Origin of the sequence: Mycolicibacterium wolinskyi, assembly GCF_002101965.1 — a bacterium.
GTDB classification, from domain to species: domain Bacteria; phylum Actinomycetota; class Actinomycetes; order Mycobacteriales; family Mycobacteriaceae; genus Mycobacterium; species Mycobacterium wolinskyi.
In genome coordinates, this window is the sequence record NZ_LQQA01000033.1 from 250,391 (window position 1) to 270,351 (window position 19,961).

At 66.8% G+C, this 19,961-nt stretch carries 14 protein-coding genes, 1 tRNA gene and 1 pseudogene; 8 read left to right on the forward strand and 8 right to left on the reverse strand.

Annotation, left to right across the window (positions count from 1 at the left end; translation table 11 throughout):
• Window positions 1-83: 83 nt before the first annotated feature.
• From AWC31_RS31415 to AWC31_RS31425, 3 genes are read left to right on the forward strand one after another with little or no spacing between them, the layout of a single operon-like run.
• On the forward strand, window positions 84-1,601 hold the full coding sequence (locus tag AWC31_RS31415) for a TldD/PmbA family protein (protein WP_085148872.1): 1,518 nt from the start codon (window positions 84-86) through the stop codon (window positions 1,599-1,601).
• The gene (locus tag AWC31_RS31420) at window positions 1,598-2,959 is read left to right on the forward strand and encodes a metallopeptidase TldD-related protein (RefSeq protein ID WP_067852124.1); all 1,362 of its coding nucleotides are present in this window, start codon (window positions 1,598-1,600) and stop codon (window positions 2,957-2,959) included. The genes AWC31_RS31415 and AWC31_RS31420 overlap by 4 nt, the downstream gene beginning before the upstream one ends.
• A gap of 13 nt (window positions 2,960-2,972) precedes the next feature.
• Window positions 2,973-3,656 carry a YwaF family protein gene (locus AWC31_RS31425; RefSeq protein ID WP_067852126.1) on the forward strand — a complete coding sequence of 228 codons (684 nt, stop codon included), beginning with the start codon at window positions 2,973-2,975 and terminating at the stop codon, window positions 3,654-3,656.
• Here the strand turns inward: AWC31_RS31425 and AWC31_RS31430 are convergent.
• The 4 genes from AWC31_RS31430 to AWC31_RS31445 are packed head-to-tail and all read right to left on the reverse strand — an operon-like array spanning window position 3,619 to window position 9,244.
• Window positions 3,619-5,091, reverse strand: coding sequence for a sodium:solute symporter family protein (locus AWC31_RS31430; protein ID WP_207626478.1), 1,473 nt, complete (start codon window positions 5,089-5,091; stop codon window positions 3,619-3,621). The two genes, AWC31_RS31425 and AWC31_RS31430, sit on opposite strands and share 38 nt — an antisense overlap.
• A gap of 16 nt (window positions 5,092-5,107) precedes the next feature.
• A complete protein-coding gene (locus AWC31_RS31435; protein ID WP_085148878.1) occupies window positions 5,108-6,748 on the reverse strand; it encodes a thiamine pyrophosphate-binding protein in 1,641 nt (546 codons plus the stop codon).
• The gene (gene speB, locus AWC31_RS31440; protein ID WP_085148881.1) at window positions 6,741-7,697 is read right to left on the reverse strand and encodes an agmatinase; all 957 of its coding nucleotides are present in this window, start codon (window positions 7,695-7,697) and stop codon (window positions 6,741-6,743) included. The genes AWC31_RS31435 and speB overlap by 8 nt, the downstream gene beginning before the upstream one ends.
• On the reverse strand, window positions 7,694-9,244 hold the full coding sequence (locus AWC31_RS31445; RefSeq protein WP_234817060.1) for a purine-cytosine permease family protein: 1,551 nt from the start codon (window positions 9,242-9,244) through the stop codon (window positions 7,694-7,696). Before AWC31_RS31445 ends, speB begins: the two co-directional genes overlap by 4 nt.
• A gap of 222 nt (window positions 9,245-9,466) precedes the next feature.
• On the opposite strand from AWC31_RS31445, the gene AWC31_RS31450 reads away from it, so the two are divergent.
• Together AWC31_RS31450 and AWC31_RS31455 are read left to right on the forward strand one after the other, a co-directional pair.
• The gene (locus tag AWC31_RS31450) at window positions 9,467-10,375 is read left to right on the forward strand and encodes an Lrp/AsnC family transcriptional regulator (RefSeq protein ID WP_085148887.1); all 909 of its coding nucleotides are present in this window, start codon (window positions 9,467-9,469) and stop codon (window positions 10,373-10,375) included.
• 23 nt (window positions 10,376-10,398) lie between these two features.
• Entirely contained in the window at window positions 10,399-11,214 is an 816-nt protein-coding gene (locus AWC31_RS31455; protein WP_085148890.1) for a carboxymuconolactone decarboxylase family protein, read from the forward strand.
• On the opposite strand, the gene AWC31_RS31460 is transcribed toward AWC31_RS31455, so the two are convergent.
• Window positions 11,205-12,236, reverse strand: a complete 1,032-nt coding sequence (locus tag AWC31_RS31460) for a threonine aldolase family protein (protein ID WP_085148893.1) — start codon at window positions 12,234-12,236, stop codon at window positions 11,205-11,207. The genes AWC31_RS31455 and AWC31_RS31460 overlap by 10 nt on opposite strands.
• Before the next feature lie 156 nt (window positions 12,237-12,392).
• Here AWC31_RS31460 and AWC31_RS31465 point away from each other — a divergent pair.
• Together AWC31_RS31465 and AWC31_RS31470 are read left to right on the forward strand one after the other, a co-directional pair.
• Window positions 12,393-12,466 (forward strand) — tRNA-Ile (locus tag AWC31_RS31465).
• Window positions 12,467-12,579: 113 nt separating this feature from the next.
• A complete protein-coding gene (locus tag AWC31_RS31470) occupies window positions 12,580-13,767 on the forward strand; it encodes an IS481 family transposase (RefSeq protein WP_085148896.1) in 1,188 nt (395 codons plus the stop codon).
• An 89-nt stretch (window positions 13,768-13,856) separates the two neighbouring features.
• On the opposite strand, the gene AWC31_RS38025 is transcribed toward AWC31_RS31470, so the two are convergent.
• From AWC31_RS38025 to ponA2, 3 genes and pseudogenes are all read right to left on the reverse strand, one after another.
• Complete coding sequence (locus AWC31_RS38025; RefSeq protein WP_374213971.1) at window positions 13,857-14,522, reverse strand: DUF1460 domain-containing protein; 666 nt, start codon at window positions 14,520-14,522, stop codon at window positions 13,857-13,859.
• A gap of 57 nt (window positions 14,523-14,579) precedes the next feature.
• Window positions 14,580-15,491: pseudogene (locus tag AWC31_RS38030) on the reverse strand (lytic transglycosylase domain-containing protein); the annotation flags it as partial.
• 173 nt (window positions 15,492-15,664) lie between these two features.
• Window positions 15,665-18,160, reverse strand: coding sequence for a transglycosylase/D,D-transpeptidase PonA2 (ponA2, locus tag AWC31_RS31480; protein WP_085148902.1), 2,496 nt, complete (start codon window positions 18,158-18,160; stop codon window positions 15,665-15,667).
• Between the two features lie 270 nt (window positions 18,161-18,430).
• Between ponA2 and AWC31_RS31485 the strand changes: the two genes are divergently transcribed.
• A complete protein-coding gene (locus tag AWC31_RS31485) occupies window positions 18,431-19,954 on the forward strand; it encodes an Nramp family divalent metal transporter (protein WP_085148905.1) in 1,524 nt (507 codons plus the stop codon).
• Window positions 19,955-19,961 lie beyond the last annotated feature (7 nt).

Here is a 19,961-nt window from a genome sequence, read left to right on the forward strand (position 1 = left end):
GCCGGAAGCAAGTCCTCATCGGACGGCTTCCGGCCGTTGCCATTGTGACGCTGACCTGATCGCACCGTTTAGTGTGGGGAGGCGTGACAGCTCAGCGACAAGTGGACGCCGACTTCCTCGGCCTGCCCCGGTTCGAGTTGGCTGACGCGGCACTGTCCGCGGCGGTCGCCGCCGGCGCCAGCTACGCCGACCTGCGGATTCACCGCATCACCACCGAACTCATCCAGCTTCGCGACGGTGAGCTGGAGACATCGGTGATCACTCGTGAGATCGGCCTGGCCGTGCGGGTGATCGTCGACGGAACGTGGGGGTTCGCCTCTCATGCCGAACTGGACGCGACCGTGGCCGCGGCGACCGCGCGGCGAGCGGTCGAGGTCGCGACGACGCTGTCGCAGCTGAACGGCGAGCGGATCGAGCTCGCGCCCGAACCGGTCTACACCGACGTGACGTGGGTGTCCGAATACGGCATCGACCCGTTCACCGTGGCGGCCGCCGACAAGATCGCGGTCCTCGACGACTACTCCGGACGGCTGCTGGCCGCCGACGGCGTCGACCACGTCTCGGCAGGCATGCACGCGGTCAAGGAGCAGACGTTCTACGCCGACACGTTCGGATCCTCGATCACCCAGCAGCGGGTGCGGGTGCTCCCGACCCTCGAGGCGGTGTCGGTCGACTCCTCGGCAGGCAGTTTCGAAACCATGCGCACGCTCGCGCCGCCGACCGCGCGGGGTTGGGAGGCGGTCGCCGACGACGGCGTCTGGGACTGGACCTCGGAGTTGGCCGAACTGCCGTCGCTGCTGGCCGAGAAGACCAAGGCGCCGTCGGTGGTGGCCGGTCCGACCGACCTGGTGATCGACCCGTCCAACTTGTGGCTGACGATTCACGAATCCATCGGCCACGCCACCGAATACGACCGCGCGATCGGCTACGAGGCCGCCTACGCCGGAACGTCGTTCGCGACTCCGGACAAGCTCGGCACCATGCGGTACGGCTCGGAGGTGATGAACGTGACCGCCGACCGCACCGTCGAGTTCGGCTTGGCCACAGTCGGATTCGACGACGAGGGCGTGCGTGCGCAGAGCTGGGACCTGGTGCGTGACGGCATCTTTGTCGGCTACCAATTGGATCGGGTGTTCGCACCGCGACTCGGCGAGGTCCGCTCCAACGGCTGCTCGTACGCTGACTCCCCACACCACGTGCCGATTCAGCGGATGGCCAACGTCTCCCTGCAGCCCGGGCCGGACGATCTGAGCACCGAGGACCTGATTTCCCGGGTCTCCGATGGGCTCTATATCGTCGGCGACAAATCCTGGTCGATCGACATGCAGCGGTACAACTTCCAGTTCACCGGCCAGCGCTTCTACCGGATTCGCGACGGCCGCCTCGACGGGCAGGTGCGCGATGTCGCCTACCAAGCCACCACGACAGACTTCTGGGGTTCGATGGAGGCCGTCGGCGGACCGTCGACCTGGCGGCTCGGCGGAGCGTTCAACTGTGGCAAGGCCCAACCCGGCCAGGTGGCGCCGGTGAGCCACGGCTGCCCGAGCGCACTCTTCCGCGGCGTCAACGTGCTCAACACCCGGACGGAGGGCGGCCGATGATCGACGCGCAGCAGGTTGTCGACATCGCACTGGATGCGGCCGGGCCCGGAGCGGAAACTGTCGTGCTGGTCACCGATCGCGCGGACGCATCACTGCGCTGGGCCGGCAATTCGATGACCACCAACGGCGAGACCGTGAGCCGGACGACGACCGTGATTTCGATTGTGCGTCAAGGCGAGAAGGCTCACGTCGGATCGGTGCGTTCCAGCGAGGTCGATCCCGCGGTGATCCCCGAGCTCGTCGCCGCCGCCCGACAAGCCGCGCTCGCGGCGCCGGAAGCCCGCGACGCCGCGCCGCCGCTGCCGGCCGACGCCGGGCCGGCGGATTGGGACGCACCGGTACCCGGCACGGGTTCGCAGGTGTTCTCCGGAATCGCCGGCGACCTGGCTAAGGGTTTCCGCGGTTCCGACCAGCTCTACGGGTATGCCCGGCATGTGCTGGAGACGACGTTCGTGGCGACGTCGAGCGGCTTGCGGCGACGCTACAGCCAGCCGACCGGCTCGGTCGAGATCAACGCCAAACGCAACGGCGCCAGCGCCTGGGCCGGGGTGAGCACACCCGATTTCGTTGATGTCCGCGTCGATTCGCTGCTCGACGATCTGTCGCTGCGGCTCGGTTGGGCCGAGCGGACCGTGGAACTCCCGGCCGGGCGGTACGAAACGATCATGCCGCCGTCGACCGTCGCGGACATGATGATCTATCTGGCCTGGACCATGGACGGCCGCGGTGCGCAGGAAGGCCGGACCGCGCTGTCGGCGCCGGGCGGAACACGGGTGGGGGAGAAGCTCACCGACCTCGGGCTGACGCTGTACTCCGATCCGTACGCGCAATCCTTGGCGTGCCAGCCGTTTGTCGCGGTCCCGACCTCATCGGAGCGGGTGTCGATCTTCGACAACGGCATGGACATCGGCCGGGTCGACTGGATCCGCGACGGCGTGGTCAACGCGTTGGCCTACCCGCGCGCGGTGGCCGCCGAGTACGGGGCGCCGGTGGCCGCTCCTGCCGACAATCTCTTGATGACCGGCGGCACAGCCGAATTGGCCGACATGATCGCCGGCACCGAGCGCGGGCTGCTGCTGACGACGCTGTGGTACATCCGCGAGGTGGATCCCACGGTTCTGCTGCTGACCGGGCTGACGCGCGACGGCGTGTACCTCATCGAAGACGGCGAGGTGACCGGCGCGGTCAACAACTTCCGCTTCAACGAGAGCCCGCTGGACCTGCTACGCCGGGCCACCGAGGCAGGCATCAGCGAGGTCACCCTGCCACGCGAATGGGGCGACTGGGCGACACGGGCATCGATGCCGACCCTGCGCATCCCCGATTTCCACATGTCGTCGGTGAGCCAAGCGCAATGACGTAGGAACGGCGATGGCACAACGGCAATTCACCGCCTACGGCCCGTCCTACTGGGCCGCCATCGCCGTATTCGCTGTTGTGGCAGCGCTGTTGGTGTGGCTCGGCCGCAGGCAGACCGAGCAGCAGTCGCGGGTGTTGGGCCGCGTCCTCGGTGTGCTGACGGCCGCCATCTACGTCGCGATGCTCGTTTACACGCTGATACCGCCCTCGATCGAACGGTCGGTGCCGCTGCGCCTCACCGACCTCGCCACCGTCGTCGGCGCCTACGCGTTCTGGTCACAGCGGCAGTGGGCGTACGAGCTCACCTACTACTGGGGCCTGACCCTCAGCGCGCAGGCGCTCATCTCGCCCGTGTTGAAGAGCCCGGATTTCCCGCATTACGAGTTCCTGGCGTTCTGGTCGATCCACCTGCTGGTGGTCTGGGCCGCAATCTATCTCACCTGGGGACGTGGGATGCGCCCCAGCTGGCGAAGCTATCGATTCGTGGTGCTGGTGACCGCCGCCTGGGCGGCGGTCACCATGGCGTTCAACAGCTTCGCCGAAACCAACTACGGGTTTCTCAACGCCAAACCCGCGACGGCCTCGCTGCTCGACGTTTTGGGACCGTGGCCGGTCTATGTGCTGACAGCCAGCGTCCTTGTCCTCGCGGTGTGGGCGCTCATGACGTGGCCGTGGGAACGTCGTCGACCGCGCTAGCCGTATTGCGTCCGGCGAGCCGGTCGTCCCAGATCTGCAGCACCGGTGCGGGGGTGCGGGTGGTCATCAGGCTCACCACGACGTAGGCGATCAGGCTCGCGACCAGACCGTAGTAGATCGGCTCGTTGGCCAGGACATCGCCGACGATGGCCATCGTGCCCAGCGTCACGACCGTGCCAACGCCCATCGCGACCAACGCGCCGGCACCCGTCGCCCGCTTCCACAGGAATCCGCCGAGGATCGGCACCAGCAGCCCGCCGACCAGGATGTCGTAGGCGATGGTCAACGCGCCCACCACATCGTTGAGCAGTGCGGCGATGATGATGACCACGACACCGAGCACCGCGACGTACCGGCGGTCCGAATGCACGTCCACCTCAGGATTTTCCTCGGTTTCGGCTTTTCGGCGGATGAGGCGCAGCAGCAGCGGCCGGACGTCGGTGCGGGCCACGGTCGCCGTGGCGATCAGCGCGCCCGACGCGGTCGACATCATCGCGGCCACGGCGGCGGCCAGCACCAGGCCGCTGATGCCCACGGGCAGAATCGCTTCCGCGATCTGGGCGTAGACGTCGTCCTTGGCTTCGACGTCGGGCAGGAACGTCGATGCGGCCATGCCGATCAGCGCGCCGGCGATGCCGTACAGCACGCAGTACAGCGCGGCCGCGGTGCCGCCCCACTTCGCGACCTGCGGTGAGCGTGCGGTGAACACCCGCTGCCAAATGTCTTGTCCGATCAGCATTCCGAAGCTGTAGACGACGAAGAAGGTGATGATGGTCTCGGTGCCGATGTTGGTGAAGCTGAAGAACGCGTCACCGGCACGCTCCCGGATGCCGTCCAGGCCACCGGCCCGGTGCCAGGTGAACGGCAGCAGCAGGAAGAACACCCCGATGGTCTTGAGGATGAACTGCACCATGTCGGTGAGGGTGATCGACCACATCCCGCCGATCGCCGAGTACAGCATCACGACCGCGCCGCCGATGATCACCGAAGCCGTTCGGCCCGTACCGAACAGGACGTTGAACACCGTCGCGTAGGCGATGGTCGAGGTGACCGACAGCATCAGCGTGTAGGCGGCCATCACCACACCGGACGCCGACGTGGCGTCGACGCCGTAGCGCAGGCTGAGCATCTGCGCGACGGTGTACACCCGCAGGCGCTGAATCGGTCCGGCGAAGAACAGGCTCAGGGCGAGCAGGCCGACGGCGATCGCGACCACGAGCCACATGCCCGAGATGCCCCACTTGTAACCGAGACCTACCCCACCGACGGTGGACGCGCCGCCGAGCACGACGGCCGCCATGGTGCCGGTGTAGAGCGTCGGGCCGAGGCGACGGCCCGCGACGAGGAAGTCCGCGGAGTCCTTGGTGCGGGTCTTACCCCAGAACCCGAAGGCCAGCATGGCGACGAGGTAGATGACGACGATCGCGATATCGATTGGTTTACCCACGGATTCATTCCTTCGTTAGATGTGGGGTGGGCTCGGACTCCGGGTGGTGGGTGGGAGCAAACATATGCAGTAACGCGGGAAGGACGACAACGGCGGGGCCGTCCGTCTCGAAGGTGGCCGCGACAACGTCTCCGATGTTGTCGGTGGTGGCCGTGTGCGCGGGTATGCCGAAACTTGCTGCCAAGGCGGCGAAGTCGGGCCGGGCCAGTTCGGTCGCGGTCGCTTCGCCGAATTCGGCGGTCATGTACTCCCGCAGAATTCCGTAACCGCCGTCGTCGACGATCAGCCAGGTGACGTTGGCGTCGTGCTGACGTGCCGTGGCAAGCTCGGCGATCGAGTACATGGCGCCGCCGTCACCGGACACCGCGAAGGTCCGGTCGCCGGTCGCGATCGCCGCGGCCAGCGCGGCGGGGAACGCGAAGCCCAGACCGCCTGCGCCCTGCGCGGAATGGAACGCGCCGTCCTGCGGGTCCCACGCCGACCACGCCCAGTACCCGGCGATCGTCATGTCCCAGAACGTGTGGGTGGGTGCGGGCACGGCCGCGCGCAGATCGGACATGAGCTCCAGCTCGGTGGTCAGATCTTGTCCGGCAAGCCGGTCCTGCACCGCCTTTCGGAGCTCAGCGGCCTGTGCCGCGCCTGCTCCGGTGTCACGGGCGTGCACGCGTTCGGTCAACGCCCGCATCGCCGTGGCGGCATCGGCGTGGATCGCCAGCGCCGGGTGATTGGCCTCGAGCACCCGGCCTTCGGCGTCGACATGCACGAGCCGGCCGCGCGGCGCGAACGTGAAGTAGTTACTGGTGACCTCGCCCATCGCGGTGCCGACGGCCAACAGCACGTCGGCGTTCTCCAGTAGTTCGGTGGTGTAGCGGTCCTCGATCCAGGAAGCCGCCGACAGCGGATGATCGAACGGTATGGCGCCCTTGCCGCCGACCGTCGAAACCACCGGTGCACCAAGCTTTTCGGCCAGCGCGCGGAGGGCATGCGGCCCGCCGGGGGAGCGGCGCACGCCGCCGCCGGCCAGGATGACGGGCCGCTCGGCGCTGTTCAACAGCGTCGCGGCTTCCTCGATGAGCTCCGGCCGCGCGGCACGGTGTGACGGAGCCACGGAAAGAGCGGCGACCGGCGGGACCGAGGTGGGCTCCAGCAGCACATCCTGCGGAATCTCGACCCACGTCGGCCCGGCCGGCGCGGACAGCGCCAAGGCGTAGGCATCGGCGATCAGGCTGGGGATCTCGGCGGCGTGGCGCGCGGTGGCAACGCTTTTGGTGACGTTGACGGCGCTGGCCTTCTGGTCGTCGAGTTGATGGAGCATGCCACGGCGCAAACCCATGCCCGATCGCGGGACCTGGCTGGCGATCACCAGCACCGGCACGCCGGTGGCATATGCCTCCTGCAGCGCACCGAGCGCGGTGAGCGCACCCGGACCGGTCGACAGGAACAGCACGCCGACCTCTCCGGTGACGCGGCTGTAGCCGTCGGCGCCGAACGCGGAGTTGTTCTCGACGCGTGAGCTGATGAACCGCAGGTCGCTGCGCCGGATGGCGTCGAACAGGCCGAGCGCGTTCTGGCCGGGGATGCCGAACACATGCGAGACACCCAGTGCGGTCAGGGTTTCGACGACGACGTCGCCACCATTACGCACCGGAGCTCTCCTGGCCCAGTGCGAACAGGGACACCAGATCGTAGGCGACGTGCGAGGCGGCCACCCCGGTCATCTCGGCGTGGTCATAGGCCGGGGCGACCTCGACGACGTCGGCGCCGACGATGTTGAGCCCCCGGAACCCGCGCAGGATTTCGAGCAGTTCGCGGCTCGTCATGCCGCCGGCCTCCGGGGTTCCGGTGCCGGGTGCATGCGCCGGGTCGAGCACGTCGATGTCGATCGAGACGTAGACGGGCCGGTTACCCACACGCTGGCGAAGTTTGTCGACGACCTCGCGCACACCCTGGTAGTACACGTCGGACGACGTGACGATGCCGAACCCGAAGCGCCGGTCGTCCTCGAGATCTTTCTTGCCGTACAGCGGGCCGCGGGTGCCGACGTGCGACAGGGCCTCGGTGTCGACGATGCCCTCTTCGACGGCACGCCGGAACGGGGTGCCGTGGGTGTACTCGGCGCCGAAGTAGGTGTCCCAGGTATCGAGATGGGCGTCGAAGTGCACGAGCGCGACGGGGCCGTGGTTGGCGGCGGCGGCCCGCAGCAGCGGCAATGCGATGGTGTGGTCACCGCCGATGGTCACGAGTTTCGTTCCATCCGAGGTGAGTTCGCGCGCGGCGCCCTCGATGGTCTCGATCGCCTCGTGAATGTTGAACGGGTTGACCGCGATATCACCGGCGTCGGCGACCTGCACGAGATCGAACGGCGACACATCCAGGCCCGGGTGGTACGGCCGCAGCAGGCGCGAGGACTCCCGGACGTGGGTGGGACCGAACCGCGCGCCGGGGCGGTAGGAGACACCCGAGTCGAACGGCACGCCGGCGACGACGACGTCTGCCTTGGTCACCTGATCGAGTCTGGGGAGTCGGGCGAAGGTGGCCGGTCCGGCGAAGCGCGGGATCTTCGACGCGTCGACGGGTCCGATCGGGGCGGTCATGCTGTCACTTCCTCTGCGGTTGGGGTGTTTTGGGGTTTGTCGTCACTGACGATCGGGATGTTGGCGGGCGCACCGGCAGGCACGCCGAGCGGACCGTCGGGGCCGAAGGCGTCGCGTGGTTCGGGGAACGCCCACAGCAGCGCGGGGTAGAGGATGGCCGCGAGGCCAAGGCCGACCGGTATCGACAGGTCGATGCCTGCGGCGAGATTGCCGAGCGGGCCGACGAACTGATCGGGCAGGTTGACGAAGCAGATCGACAGCGCGGCCGCGATGAGCCAGGCAGCCAAACCCCGCCAGTTCCAGCCGTGGGTGAACCAGTAGCGGCCCCCGCGCTGCCTGCGGTTGAACACCTGGAGGGCGTCGGAGTCATACCAACCGCGGCGCGTGAACCAGCCGATCATCATGACGACCATCCACGGCGCGGTGCACGTGACGATCAGTACGGCGAATGTCGAAATGCTCTGCACCACATTGAAAGCGAACCGGCCGATGAAGATGAACACGATGGCGATGGAGCCGATGAAGATCGTCGCCTGCACGCGGCTGAAGCGGGGGAACACGCTCGAGAAGTCCAGGCCGGTGCCGTAGAGCGCGGTGGTGCCGGTCGACATGCCGCCGATCAGCGCGATGAGGCAGACCGGCACGAAGTACCAACCCGGTGAGACGGTCAGCAGGCCACCGACATAGTCACCTGCGGCGAAGTTGTCCGGTGCGTGGGTCGCGATCACGGTCGCGGTGACCAGACCGAACAGGAACGGCACCAACGTCGACAACTGCGCGGCGATCGTGGCCACCATCGTCTTCCACGCCGGGGTATCCCGCGGGATGTAGCGCGCCCAGTCGCCGAGGAACGCACCGAACGATACCGGATTCGACATCACGATCAGCGCCGCACCAACGAACGACGGCCAGAACAGCGGATCACCCATCGGCAGGGTGCCGGCATAGCTCGCGTCGAACATGCCGCCGAATGCCACGATTCCCGCGAGGAACAACAGAGTGGCCGCGACGACGGCGATCTTGTTGACCAGCAACATGAATCGGAAGCCGTAGATGCACACCACGAGCACCAACAGCGCGAAGATTCCGTACGCGACACCGACCGCGGTGTCGTTCTGGGGTAGGCCGATCGCGCGGTTCGCCCCACCCACGAGCACGTCGCCGGACGTCCACACCGAGATCGAGAAGAACGCGACCGCCGTCAGCAGGGACAGGAACGAACCGACCACACGACCGTGCACACCCAGGTGCGCCGAGGAGGACACCGCGTTGTTGGTGCCGTTGCGCGGACCGAACAACGACATCGGCGCCAGGATCAACGAGCCGAGGATCAGACCGGCCAGCGTCGCGAGCAGACCGTCGCGAAACGACAAACCGAAGATGATCGGGAACGTGCCGAGCACCACCGTGGCGATCGTGTTGGCGCCACCGAAGACCAGACGGAACAGGTCCAGTGGACCGGCGGTGCGCTCGGCGTCGGGGATCGGTTCGACGCCGTGCGTCTCCACCTCCGTGACTTTGGGCCTGATCGGGGGAGTGTCAGCCATGGGCATCCTTGCGCGGGGAGGGCGAAGTGTGATGTGCGTTACGGTAAACCCGCAGGTCGGCGCACGCAATCGATTCGCTCGTTACACCCATATTGCGAGTTTCGATATGCGCGTGGAGCGTGGCATTAAGATCAGAAATTACGACTACGCGGCTTCATGGCGATCTTTGTGCCGGAGCATCGGTGAGTAAAAATCTTCGAACGAATTTCAGGTGGTGTTCAGATGGACGAGGTGGACGAGGCCATCGTCAGCCTGCTCGAGGGAGACGGGCGGTTGACCCACCGCGACATCGCGCGTCAGGTCGGATTGTCGCGGTCGGCGGCGGCCACCCGGATGCAGCGGCTCATCGCCAGCGGGCAGGTCGTGGTGCGCGGTGTCGTGCATCCCGCGGTGCTGGGTCGTGGTGCGCTGGCGCATGTCAGCGTGACGGTCGACGGGCCGGCCGCCCGCATCGCAACCTCCCTGGCGCGCCGCGACGACGTCGCGTTCCTGTCGCTGACCAGTGGTGCCTACGGGTTGATCGTCGAGGTGCGGGTCGCGTCGATTCGTGACATCGACGGGGTGATCGACGAGATGCGGGCCATGGCGGGTGTCGTCGGCGTCGACACACTCACCTACGTCGAGGTGCTGCGCGACGTGGTCGGGCCGGTCGGCGATGTCAGCGTCGAGGTCGATGACATGGACCTGGCACTGCTGCGCGCACTGCAGGGTGACGGCCGGGCATCGTATGTGGAACTCGCCGAGACCGTCGGACTTTCGCCCGCGGGTGCCCGGCGCCGGGTGGTGCGGCTCGTAGAGTCGCAGGTGGTGCGCATCGGTGCGGTGGTCCGGCATTCCGGGCAGGACCGGCAGAGCGCGCTCGGGCTGGGTATCCGGCTGACCGGGGCCGCCGATGACGTCGTGTCCGCGCTGATGACGATGCGCTCGGTGATCTTCGTGGCGCGGACGTTGGGTCGCTTCGACTTGCTGGTCACGGTGCGCGCATTCTCGGCCGCACAGCTGGTCGAGATCCTCGACGCGGTGCGGGCGCTTCCCGGCGTCGGTGTCGTCGACAGCTGGGTGCACCTCGAGGTGGTCAAAGAGAGCTACGCGTCGGGCCTGGACGCCATGGCACGGGCAGCGGCGCCGTAAAGCGCCCGCCGGCGGCGGCGGTGATGGATACTGCCGGTGTGTTGAGTCAGTTGACGCGCCTGGTGGCGTTGTCGCCGCCGGGACTGGCCGATATCAATGCCGACGTTCGGGAGGCGTGCGCCGCGACGGTCGGACTGTCGCCGCTGCCTGCCGAATCCTGTGGCGGCGCCGTCGACCCGATGATCACCGAGTTCGCCGAGCAATTCAGTGCCGACGTCACCGCGATCAGCGATGCGCAGCGAGCCGCCTTCGGGGACCTGCTGGGTCCCAATGTTTTTGGTGTGACGACCCTGATCTTCATCGCCGACTTCGTGCCGCGGGTGCTCGCCGGGCTGTGCTCGATCGGGGTGAACGTGCCGGTCGAACCGGGCAGCTGGGACCACGACACCTCACCCTCCGACTACGTGATCGACGTCTTCGTGCCCGCGGTTGGCCGGATGCGCGCGCTCGACCCCGTGACATCCGAGATCGTGCGGCTTCGCGGCGCCCGCCAGCACAACTGCCGGCTGTGCAAGTCACTGCGCGAGGCCGGTGCGTTGGAGGCCGGCGCTACCGAGACGATGTTCTCCGCAATCGATCACTACGAGAATTCCGAGTTGTCCGAACGCCACAAGGCGGCCCTGCGCTATGTCGACGCGCTGATCTGGACACCGTCGCGGGTGTCGGGTGATTCGCTGCTCGAGCACTTCTCCCGCGACGAGGCAATCGAATTGACGCTCGACGTCATGCGCAACGCGTGCAACAAGGTGGCCGTCGCATTGGGCGTCGATGGTGCACGCGTCCACGAGGGCACCGAGCAATACCGGATCGGCGACGACGGGCAGCCGGTCTACACCTGACCGAGCAGGCTCAGCACGTCATCGACTTCGCGTTCGGTGGTCGCCCACGAGGACACGAACCGGACGGTCGGCAGCAGCGGGTCCGGCCGATGGACCGCATACGCCGTCGACAGCTGGTGATATTCACGAGGATCGAGGTCGACGAACACCTCGTTGGCCTCGGTCGGGGAGGCCAGCCGCAGGCCAAGGCTTTCGAATCCGACGCTCAACCGGGCGGCCATATGGTTGGCGTGGTCGGCGTTTCGCAGCCATAAACCGTCGCGGAACAGGGCCTCGAACTGCGCGGCGATGAAGCGTTGCTTGCTCGCGAGATGACCGATCTGCTTCTGCACGAAGTGAATTCCGTCAAACAGCTCGGGACGTCGCACCAGGATCGCGTCGCCGAGCAGGAGGCCGTTCTTCGTGCCGCCGACCGTGACGATGTCGGCGTCACCGATGGCTTCGCGCGGCGGGATGTCCAGCGCCGCTACCGCATTGGCGATTCGCGAACCGTCCACGTGCACGAGCAGATCCAGGTCATGGGCATGGTCGATGAAGTCTTTGATCGCCTGCGGAGTCCACAGCCGCCCGTTCTCGGTGGACTGCGTGATCGTGACGATGCGGGGTTGCGAGTGATGGACCGGTCCGCGCCGCGTGACCGCGCGGTCGAGTTCGGCCGGGTCGATGAGCCCGTCGTCGCTCGGCAGTTTGGTGAGCTGGGCGCCCGACAGTCGGACGGGACCGCCGGCCTCGTCGACCAGTGAGTGCGCGACGTCGCTGCACAGAATCTCCTGCCACGGCCGCACCGCCGACGCGAGCGCGATGATGTTGGCGCCCGTGCCCGTCAGCGCGAACAGCACATCGGCGTCGGGGGAGTCGAACGTCGTCTTGACGGCCTCGGTCGCGCGTTGTGTGGCGGCGTCGTCACCGTAGGACGCGACCGCGCTGTCATTGGCGGCGGTGATCGCCTCGATGACTTGCGGATGAGCGGGCGCGGCGTTGTCGGAGGCGAATGCGTAAGACGGTGACGGCACGTCCGCCATGATCCCACTACGTCGGGGCGGTCTTCGCCGAGGAAGAGCGACTCGCCGAGTGTGCCGATCGATACGGCCGTCGCGGATGAAACCGCACGTTCGGCTGACTCCGCGAGTCGTTCGGCTGCGGCTGTGTGGGATCATGGGTGCCGCGCAGATGCGCCCGGGGCGGTAGCTCAGTCGGTTAGAGCCGTGGACTCATAATCCATTGGTCGCGGGTTCGAGCCCCGCCCGCCCCACTCATGCCCTGTATGACGTCGGGTGAGGCTTGACGTTTTGTCTCCGGTTGATGGGCGACAGTGTTTCGGCTGATGCCTTACATCTGTTTCGGTTGATCCTTGACACTCCCTGGATGAGGGAGTTGAGCGTGGTCGAGCAGAGGTATCAGGCCGTGTTGGCGGTGATCAGTGATGGTTTGTCGATAACGCAGGTGGCCAGCAAGGTCGGGGTGTCGCGGCAGACGCTGCATGCTTGGTTGGCCCGCTATGAGGCCGAGGGTCTGGATGGGTTGGCGGATCGGTCGCATCGGCCGGCGTGGTGTCCGCATCAGATGCCGGCCGAGGTGGAAGCGACGGTGCTGGAGCTGCGGCGCTCGCGCCCGTACTGGGGGCCGCGGCGGTTGGTGTTCGAACTGGCCAAACGCGACGTGGCACCGCTGCCGTCGGCCTCAGCGGTGTATCGGGCGTTGCTGCGGGCCGGGTTGATTGATCCGAGGCTGCGGGATCGACGCGCTCGCAAGTGGAAACGTTGGGAACGCGCTACCCCGATGGAGTTGTGGCAGATGGATGTGGTGGGCGGATTCCCCCTGGCCAATGGGACCAGTGCCAAGGCGTTGACCGGGATCGACGATCACTCCCGGATGTGCGTGTGTGCTCGGTTGATGGTCCGGGAGCGTACCCGCGCGGTGTGCGACGGGCTGCGCGAGGCGTTGGCGACCTACGGCGCTCCTGAGCAGATCTTGACCGATAACGGCAAGGTGTTCACCGGCCGGTTTAACCATCCTCCGGTGGAGGTGCTCTTCGATGCGATCTGCCGCGAGCATGGCATCGAGCATCTGCTGACCCAGCCACGCACGCCGACCACGACCGGCAAGATCGAGCGGTTTCACCGCAGCCTGCGAGCCGAGTTCCTCCGCACCGCAGCGCCTTTCGCCAACCTGAGGACCGCCCAGGCGGCGTTGGATGCATGGGTGTGCGAGTACAACACCGTTCGGCCGCATCAGTCGTTGAAGATGGCCACCCCGGCCGAACGATTCACTGCCGGTGCTCGTGTCAGCCCAGCGGTCAGGACATCCGCTGCCCCTGACGAGCGCGGTGGCCAGGACTGGGTGTCACGGACGGTGACCACCAACGGGGTGGTCTGCGTGTCCTGGCAGCAGGTCAGCGTGGGCCGGCATTACGCGGGGGCACGCTGCGATGTGCACGTCGACGGTGGGCTGCTGCGGTTCTGGGTCGGCGACCAACTCGTCAAAACCGCTGCCCGCACCAGCACCGGCGAGGTACGAAACAAACGGGCCTTCCGCACCGGCGCACAGGCCTAAACCACAACACCAGAGTGTCAAGGATCAACCGAAACAGATCCGTCAACCATCAACCGACTCTCAACAGCCCCACTCATGCCCCGAGTCCGCTACTGCACCGGGCGCAGGACGACGATCCCAGGCACGGTCTTCAGATAGGCACCAAGCGGGGTGTCGACGACCTTGTTGTCCGCCCGCAGGGACGATGCATTCCGGAAGACCGGCCCGGCGGGTGTGTCGATGATGATGCCGACGTGGGTGACGTCGAGTCCGCCGTCTTCGGCGTAGGCGCCGAGGTAGTCACCGGTGCGTAGCCCGTCGATGACGTGGCTGTCGACCTTGTCCCTGGGAATGTAGGAAACGGTCCGTGGAACGACCGGCAACCCGGGCAGATACACGCCGCCGGAGTTCTTGGCGTTGAGGTTCTTGGGCACCTGAATCGTGTTGGGGCTCAGATTCTTCGTGATGTCGGTCGCGATGGCGGGCGCCGATACCGACCAGTCCGTGAAGAAGTGCTTTCTGTTCTGGAAGCTGACGACGCCGTCGCGGTATCGCACGTTGGCCAGTGCATCGAGGAACTCGTCACGGTTGGCCGACCGTTTGAGCGCTTCGACGTAGTCGGCGTAGGTGAAGCAGTCGACCCTCTGCAGGTCGACGACGAGCTGTTCGGGCTCGACAGCCGAGCCGCCAAGGGTGTTGGCGCCGTAGGGGACGCCGAGGAATTGCCGGGACAGTTGGTCAGATCCCTCGCCGGCACCGTTACGGACCTGCAGCATGTTCTGGAGAATCTGCTCGCTCTGGGTGGAGATCCGAACGTCGGGTGTGGGCGGTGCGTGGGTCTTGAGGTAGTCCGCGACGGGGACGGGCTCGGTGGCGGTGTACCCGACGGGGAGCGTCACGTCGCCGGCCGTCGAGTTGTAGACGACGTCCCACCGGTAGTACCCGGCCAAGGCACCGGGATCGGCGGCGAGCACGGCTGCGTAAGCGCTGATCGCCCGCACATATTGGTTGGAGTTGTTGTACCGGTACAGGGCGTAATCGGGGTTGTTGGCGAAGTCGTTCGCGGCGAGGTATCGGCCCGCCGCCATGATGGCGTCATGGGGTGAGTGGATGTCACCGCCCCCGCCGTACGCGGCGAACGTCGACGGCATGAACTGCATGGGACCTTGCGCACCGGCAGTGCTGACGCCGGCGATGCGGCCGAAGCCGGTCTCGATGAAATTGATCGCCGCCAGATAGTTCCAGCCGACGCCGGACGCTGCCTCGGCTTTGCGGTAGTAACCCATCAGCTCGTCGACGGGCCGGGGCGCCACGATCCGCCACGCGGGCAGCGTGTCCTTTGCCCGCTTGCTCATCGCGTTGAGCTGACGGCGCGCGTCGACATTGCGGTCATAGGTTTCGAGGAGTGGTGCAGGGATCCGCGGACGAGCGATCGGATCCCACTCGGGATGCCGTCCGAGGGCACGGTAGGCCGCCTGTTGACGGACGGCCGCGGCCTGCAAAACCTTCTCCGGTGTCGCCGGGTCTCGCAGGACCTGCTCGTCGGCGACGAGATCGTCGGCCAGCCGTGCGGGCTCGGATGCCAGTGGCCGGTTCGTGGCGTCCGGCGGCGGCGGAACAGCGGCGGCGGGTGCCGTCGATGGGGTCGACGCCGTATGGGCTTCTGAGCAGCCGACGACGGCGCACATCATCGCGAGGACGAGAAGAAGCGTGGCGTGGATACGGGTGTGGCTCAAGGTGTTCATCGCGAAATTTCGTGGGGAGTGTCTGCGCGGCTCGACGGACCGGCGGGAAGTCTCCATCGTAGCGACTGGTGTCGGCCCGCCGGATCGCGCTGAGCAGTCGACTAGCACTGCATCGAGTCTGCGTCCAGGGCGCAAAAGGGCGAGTGAATCACGCCCTCAGCGCAGACTCGATGTCAGAACGGCGCGCCGGGGGCAGGCGGTGGCGGCGGAGCCGGGGGAGGCGGCGCCGGCGGAGGCGGCGGAGGCGGCCCGGGAATGGTGATGGGTGGCAGCCCGGGAATCAGGATGACGTTGCCGTCAGGTGGCGGCGGCGGTGCGCCGGGAGGCGGTGGTGGCGCCTCGGGCCGCGGAACGTAGACCGGCGGCACGTAGCCGGTGCTGGTGTTGATGGTGATGATCGAGCCGGGGATCGTCTTGCCACGCGGCGTCGTCCCGACCACCGAACCCTTGGGTGCCGAGTTGTTGACCGGCGTCGGATACTCGGCGACCTGGAACCCGGCATCTTGGATGCGTTTACGTGCGGCGTCGAGCTTCAGGCCGGTCACGCTGGGCACTTCGCTGCCCGGGCCGCCGTCGACGTAGCGCGGGTCGGTGGGCGGCATCCCCAGCGGCCCGAAGTACTCGGCGATCGGGTCCATCGCCAGATACCAGGTGCGGGCCGGTTCGGTGCCGCCGTACAGGTCGCCGTCACCGCACTTGCGCAAGGGATAGGAACACAAGCCGGACGGCGAGGATGAGTCGTCGAAGATGTAGTTCGCGGCGGCATATCGATTCGTGAACCCGAGGAACGCCGACGACCGGTGCGATTCGGTGGTGCCGGTCTTGCCCGCCATCGGCAGATCCCACCCGACCGTGCTCGCCGCGGCGGTCGCGGTCCCGCCCGTGTGGTCCTTGCCAAGGGCGTTGGTCAGCGTGTTCGCGAGCCCTTCGGGTACCGCCTGCTCGCAGGGCGGGGTCTCGACGCCGACCTCCCGCCCGTAGCGGTCGAAGATCTTGTCGATCGGGTTGGGCGGGCACCACATGCCGCCCGACGCCAGCGTCGCCCCGACATTGGACAGCTCGAGGGCATTGAGCTCAAGCGGCCCGAGCGTGAACGACCCGATGTTCTGGCGCTTGACGTAGTCGGCGATGCTTTCGTCGGCGTGCTCCTCGGACTGGTTGTACGCGCGGGCGCTGCCCGGCTCGGCGTACGACCGCAACCCCAACCGGACCGCCATGTCCACCGCGCGTGGAACCCCGATCTGCGCAATGAGTTTGGCGAACGCGGTATTCGGCGACTGGGCGAGGGCGTCGGTGACGTTCATCGGGCTGCGGTAGGACCTGGCGTTCTTCACACACCACGTTTCCTTCGGGCATCCGGGCGTATCGCTGCTGCCCAGCCGCTTGCCCTGGAACGACGCCGGAACGTCGAGCTGAGCGTTGATGCCCATGCCCATCTCGAGTGCGGCGGCCGTGGTGAAGATCTTGAATATCGACCCGGCCCCGTCACCGACCAGCGAGAACGGCTGCGGCTGCACGGTCTCGTTGGCGTCGAGGTCGAGCCCGTACGTGCGGTTGTCGGCCATCGCGACCAGCCGGTGCACGTCCTTGCCCGGCGTGATCACGCTCATCACGCTTGCCACGCCGTCGGTGGTCGGATCGGCGACGGTGTCGATGGCCGACTTGACGCTGTCCTGGACCTTCGGGTCGAGATTGGTGCGGATCAGGTAGCCGTTGCGCGTGATCTCCTCCATGGTGATGCCCGCGTTCGCCAGGAACTGCAGCGCGTACTCGCAGAAGAACGCCCGATCCCGCGCGCTGATGCACCCCTGCGGCAACGGGTCGGGTTGCGGGAGAACGCCCAGCGGCTGGCCCTTGGCGGCGCGCAGTTCGTCGGCCCGGTCGGGCAGGTTCTCGATCATCGTGTCGAGCACGGTGTTGCGTCTGGCCAGGGCGCCGTCGGGGTTGGTGTACGGGTTGAGCGCGCTGGTGGACCTCACCAAACCGGCCAGCAGGGCGGCCTGCTGCCAGTTGAGCTGGGCGGCGTCGATGCCGAAGTACGTCCGCGCCGCGTCCTGCACGCCGAACGCGCCGTTGCCGAACGACACCAGATTCAGGTAGCGGGCCAGGATCTCCCCTTTGGGCAGCGCCTTGTCCAGGGCCAACGCCAACCGCATCTCCCGCAGTTTGCGTGCCGGGCTCACCTCGATCGCGGCCCGGCGCTCCTTGTCGGTCTCTGCGCGCACCAGCAGGTTGAAGTTCTTGACGTACTGCTGGTCGAGCGTCGACCCGCCACGGATCTGCTCGGCACCACGCAGATAGCTGACGAGTCCGTTCAGGGTGCCCTGGACGTCCACGCCGTTGTGTTCGGCGAACCGTTTGTCCTCCACCGAGACGATCGCGAGCTTCATGGTGTCGGCGATCCGGTCGCTCGGCACCACCCAGCGGCGTTGCTCATACAACCACGCGATCGGATTTCCCGCGGAATCGACCATGGTGGAGACGACCGGAGCTTCGCCCTCCAGCAGCTCGGCGAAGTCCTCGCTCACGGTCTCCGACACCCGGCTCGTCAACATCCCGGCGGCGCCCACGACGGGGAACAGCAATGCCGCCACGAGGAATCCGGCCAGTACGCAATACATGGCCAACTTTGCAACCGTAGCCCCCGACCTCGGGCGTTGGTCGGACATGTCGACAAGCGTATGCCGTAGGGCGGCATGTCATGAGCAAATCGGGCGCGAGTCGTTCGGCGCGTTGACAACTCGGCGTCGCCGCCATGGCAGGGCTCGGTCGCTCCGGTCACCGGGAGCGCTGCGGACGAAGCTGAAACATCCCTCGGCGCAAGAATTCCCGCGCCGTCGAGCCGACGGTCGGCGCGACACCGCTATTGACCTTTCCGAATGCGTGGTGTAAGCCCCATCCAGGGACATGTCGATGACGACAACCCGGGGGAGGGCCCGATGTCCGACAGCAAGCTCACCGAACCGGTGTCGGATTCCGCGTCGTATCAATTGGGCACGAGCCGTCCACCATTGGGTGTCGACGATCTGCCCGAGCCCGAGGAAGTGTTCAAGGTCTCGCGCCTCGGTCCGGTGCAGATCGTCCAGTTCGTGATCGGACCGAGTCTGATCGCGCTCGGTATCTCGGTCGGCAGCGGCGAGTGGCTGCTCGGCCCGCAGGCGGTCGGCGCGTACGGGTTCGTCGGCATCGGTTGGGTCATCACGGTGTCGGCCATCCTCCAGACGTTCTACAACGTCGAGGTGTCGCGGTATGTGGTCGCCACCGGCGAGGTGCCGATCGTCGGGTGGGGCCGCGTCCCGCCGGGCTGGAAATTCTGGATCCCGGTGTCGCTCATCGTCTTCTACTTCGCCTTCATCTTCGGCGGCTGGGCGGCAAGCGCTGGGCAGGGGCTGTTCGCGTTGATCGCCGGACGCGTGCACCGGTCCGACGAACTCGAATACACCCGGCTGTTGGCAATCGGTCTGCTGTTCGTCGTCTTTCTGATCTGTGTGTTCGCCCGCAAGATCTCGCGCGCGCTCGAGTTGAGCAACTGGGTGATCGTGGGTTCGCTGCTGGCGGTGTTGCTCGTGGTCGACATCGCGATCGTTCCGCCGTCGGTGTGGTGGGAGGGGATCCGCGGTCTGTTGACGCCGGCCGCACCGCCGCCCGGTATCACCGCGACGACGCTCGGCGCGCTCGCCGGTTTCACCGCGCTGGCGTCGGGGCTGAACTGGTATGCGATGGCCCACTACCGCGACAAGGGATACGGCATGGGTCATCGCGTCGGCTACATCTCCGGAATGCGCGGGGACCGACGCGAATTGCTCCCGGTGGGCGTGACCTTCCGTGACACGCCGGAGAACGCCTCCCGGTGGAAGCGGTGGTACCGGCTGCTGCTCATCGACCAGTGGGCGGTGTTCTTCTGCGGCGCGATGCTCGGGATGCTGTTGCCCACCATCCTGATGGCGCACATCGTCGCGACCACCGGCGATGCGCCGACGACGTCGAACGTGCCGACGTTCACGGCCGAGAAGTTGGGCGAGCAGTACGGCTCGGGCATGTTCTATCTGATGCTGGTGGTCGGCGTGCTGATCCTGTTCTCCACGCAGTTGGGCATATTCGAGGCACTGGTGCGCAATTTCACCGACGCCGCACATGCCACGAGCCCGCGCCTGCGTCGCCTGTTGGAGGGCGATCCCCGCCGCTTCTACTACCCGTTCATGTTGGTGGTGCTCGTGATCATCGCCGGCGCGATCCACCTCACCACACCGGTGCGGCTCGTGCAGATTTCGGCGAACATGTCGAATCTCGGGGCCTTGGCCTTTCCGTTCATGCTCATGTATCTGAACTCGAAACTCCCCAGGCCGGCCCGCCCGCGGTGGTGGCACTACGTGCTGCTCGTGCTGAACTTCCTGTTCTTCGGGTTCTTCTTCGTGAACTTCGTCTACGAGTTGATCAGCGGGTCACCGCTGGTGAAGTTCTGAGGCGTTG